At 32.9% G+C, this 2,898-nt stretch carries 4 protein-coding genes; 1 reads left to right on the top strand and 3 read right to left on the bottom strand.

The genetic code is table 11. The features are described from left to right. Window positions 1-75 precede the first annotated feature (75 nt). The 3 genes from ACH2BG_RS10120 to atpB all read right to left on the bottom strand — a co-directional run bounded on the left by ACH2BG_RS10120 (window position 76) and on the right by atpB (window position 2,167). Window positions 76-576 (bottom strand): F0F1 ATP synthase subunit B, encoded by a 501-nt coding sequence (locus ACH2BG_RS10120; RefSeq protein WP_395047571.1) that lies wholly within the window; start codon window positions 574-576, stop codon window positions 76-78. An 86-nt stretch (window positions 577-662) separates the two neighbouring features. Further along, a complete protein-coding gene (gene atpE, locus ACH2BG_RS10115; RefSeq protein WP_100842815.1) occupies window positions 663-854 on the bottom strand; it encodes an ATP synthase F0 subunit C in 192 nt (63 codons plus the stop codon). 113 nt (window positions 855-967) lie between these two features. Further along, window positions 968-2,167, bottom strand: a complete 1,200-nt coding sequence (gene atpB / locus ACH2BG_RS10110) for a F0F1 ATP synthase subunit A (protein WP_395047570.1) — start codon at window positions 2,165-2,167, stop codon at window positions 968-970. A gap of 299 nt (window positions 2,168-2,466) precedes the next feature. Here atpB and ACH2BG_RS10105 point away from each other — a divergent pair. Next, window positions 2,467-2,898 (top strand): RCC1 domain-containing protein (locus tag ACH2BG_RS10105; protein ID WP_395047569.1); only part of this gene is annotated, 432 nt, incomplete at its 3' end.

The raw sequence follows: 2,898 nt of genomic DNA, 5'->3' as shown, positions 1-2,898 counted from the left end.
TAGCGACATTTTTTGATGTTGCTAAGTCTAGAATTGCTTTTGCGTAACGAATTGCTGCTCTTGTACTTGACATAATTAATTTAATTTAACGTCTCCTAACATTTTCTCAACCAATTTAGTTTGAGCTTCTTTGTTAGATAATTCGTCTTTTAATAATTTTTCAGCAATTTCGATAGACAAGTTTGAAACTTGAGATTTCAATTCTGCCATAGCCGCATTTTTTTCGCTTTCGATTGCAGCTTTTGCTTGCTCGATCATTTTTAAACCTTGTGCTTGCGCTTCGGTTTTAGAGTCAGCAATCATTTTTTCTTTAATCTCACGAGCATCTTTAAGCATGTTGTCACGCTCTAGTCTTGCTTCTTGCAAAATACGTTGGTTGTCTGCTTGAAGGTTTTGCATTTCTGTTCTAGCATTTTCTGCCGAAAGCAATGCGTTTTTTATCCCTTCTTCTCTGTCGTTTACCGCATCAAGAATAGGTTTCCAAGCGAATTTTTTCAATAAAAGGATTAATCCAACAAATATTAAAATTTGCCAGAAGAACAAACCTAACTCAAACTGATTTATTAACTTTTCCATATCTATGTAATCTATAAAAATATTTAATTTAATAATAAAACAATAGTTACAACCAACCGTTGCAACTATTGTTTTTTAAGCTTTAATTAAGCTGCGAATAACGCTGCGAAACCAATACCTTCAATAAGTGCAGCTGCAATAAGCATAGCTGTTTGGATTTTTCCTGAAGCTTCTGGTTGACGAGCAATAGCATCCATTGCTGAACCACCAATTCTACCAATACCTAATCCTGCTCCGATTACAATTAATCCTGCTCCTACGAAATTTAAACCTTCCATAATATATATATTAAAAATTAAACATTCTTATTTAATAGTCTAAAGTTGTAAAGTCTAATGTCATAAAGCCAATCTGACTTTAAACTTTCGACGTTTGACTTTCGACGTTTGACTTAGTGATGAGCTTCTTCGTGATGATGCTCTTCTACTGCTGATCCGAAATACAGAGCAGACAATAGCGTGAAAATATATGCTTGTAAAAATGCCACCAATATTTCAAGAATAGAAAGAGCAAATGACAAACCAAATGACAAACTACTTCCTATCCAACTTTTAAAGATAAACATTAAACCAATAATACTCATTAATACAATATGCCCTGCAAAAATATTTGCATACAAACGTATCATTAATGAAAATGGCTTAATAATAACTCCTAAAAGTTCGATTGGCGCCAATACAATACGCATTATTTTTGGCACACCTGGCATCCAGAAAATGTGACCCCAATAGTTTTTATTTGCCGTAAGATTCGTAATAATAAACGTTAGTATAGCTAAAGAAAATGTAATAGTTAAATTTCCAGTAACATTAATTCCTAGAGGTGTTAAGCCAATAACATTTAATAATAATATAAAGAAAAATATAGTCAATAAATAACTCATATATCTCTTATAATGTTTTTCACCAATGTTTGGTATTGCAATTTCGTCACGAATAAAAACCACCAATGGTTCGAAAATTCTTCCTGCTCCTGAAGCGATTCCTCCGTTTTTACTATATGATTTAGCTAGACTTGTAAATATGAAGAACATTAAAAATGCAGCAAACATAATTGCCACAACGCTTTTAGTGATTGAAAAATCTAAAGGACGAACATTGGTAGGAAAACCTGTTTTCTCATCTTCAGTGATTGTATCAGTTGCGCTATTCAGTTTGTATATTTTACCGTCGTGGTGGTTTATTTTGTAGAAATTTCCGTTAGATTCCGCTACTGCTTCACCATGGTGAAATTTAGAAGACGAAAAAAACTGCACGCCATTATCCCAAAGAATAATTGGTAAAGAAAAACCGTAATGTTTTCCTTCTTTCTCATCAGAGAAAAAAGTAAAATCATGAGAGTCTAAAACGTGATGTTTAACGAAGGCTTTGATTTTAGATTTTACATCCGTTGGTTCTGCGTGAGCATCGTGAGAAGCTTCCTTCTCTGAATGTACTGATTCTGTTTTAGCGTTTACTGAGTCTGAAACTACGTGGATTGCTTCAGCGTGTACTTTTGTACTGTCTGAAATAATATTTGCAAAACTAAATAATGGAAGACAGGCAATTACTGCCGTCAATATAAATCTAAGTGGATGCTTTGAAATTACCATATATAAAAAACTATAATACTAGGTTTGTAAATTTGGTGCAAAGGTACATTTTTTATTAATATCCAAAAAAGATATGGATTGTTTTTTTACTCTTAGTTTTATTTTGTTGGATTTATAAGCTGATTTTTCAATTGTAAGTTATCAACAAATTGATATTTATTTTAAAATTATTAACTTTAAATCATTGATTTTGTCCGAAATAAAAGGCTTTTTGTCGAAAAAATGTTGATAAAATATTGTTAATAAGTTATTTTTACATATCTTACACAAAATATTGTTTGAACAGAAATTAATAAACTATGAGAAAAAAATTACTCTTTTTATTTATTAGTCTATTTTACATCAGTCTATCTGCACAATGCTGGCAATCAGTTTCTGCTGGCGGATCACACACTTTGGGTATAAGAACTGGTGGGACTTTGTGGGCTTGGGGAAGAAATAATTTTGGACAATTGGGTACAACTGGTGTTCCTGCTAGTTTTTCTAATATTCCTATACAAGTTGGAGCAGGCTCAAACTGGCAAATAATTTCTGCTGGAAATTCTCATAATGTTGCCATAAAGACAGATGGTACGCTCTGGACGTGGGGACGCAACCAAGAGAGTCAACTTGGTGACGGAAGCACAACAAATTCAAATATTCCTATTCAGATTGGAACAGCAACAAACTGGCAATTTATATCTGCTGGCGACGAATATGTTACTGCTATAAAACTAGATGGCACATTATGG

The organism is Flavobacterium sp., from assembly GCF_043779715.1.
Classification (GTDB): domain Bacteria; phylum Bacteroidota; class Bacteroidia; order Flavobacteriales; family Flavobacteriaceae; genus Flavobacterium.
Note: the sequence above shows the minus strand (reverse complement) of the source record. Positions and strands in the feature narration are given on the sequence as shown.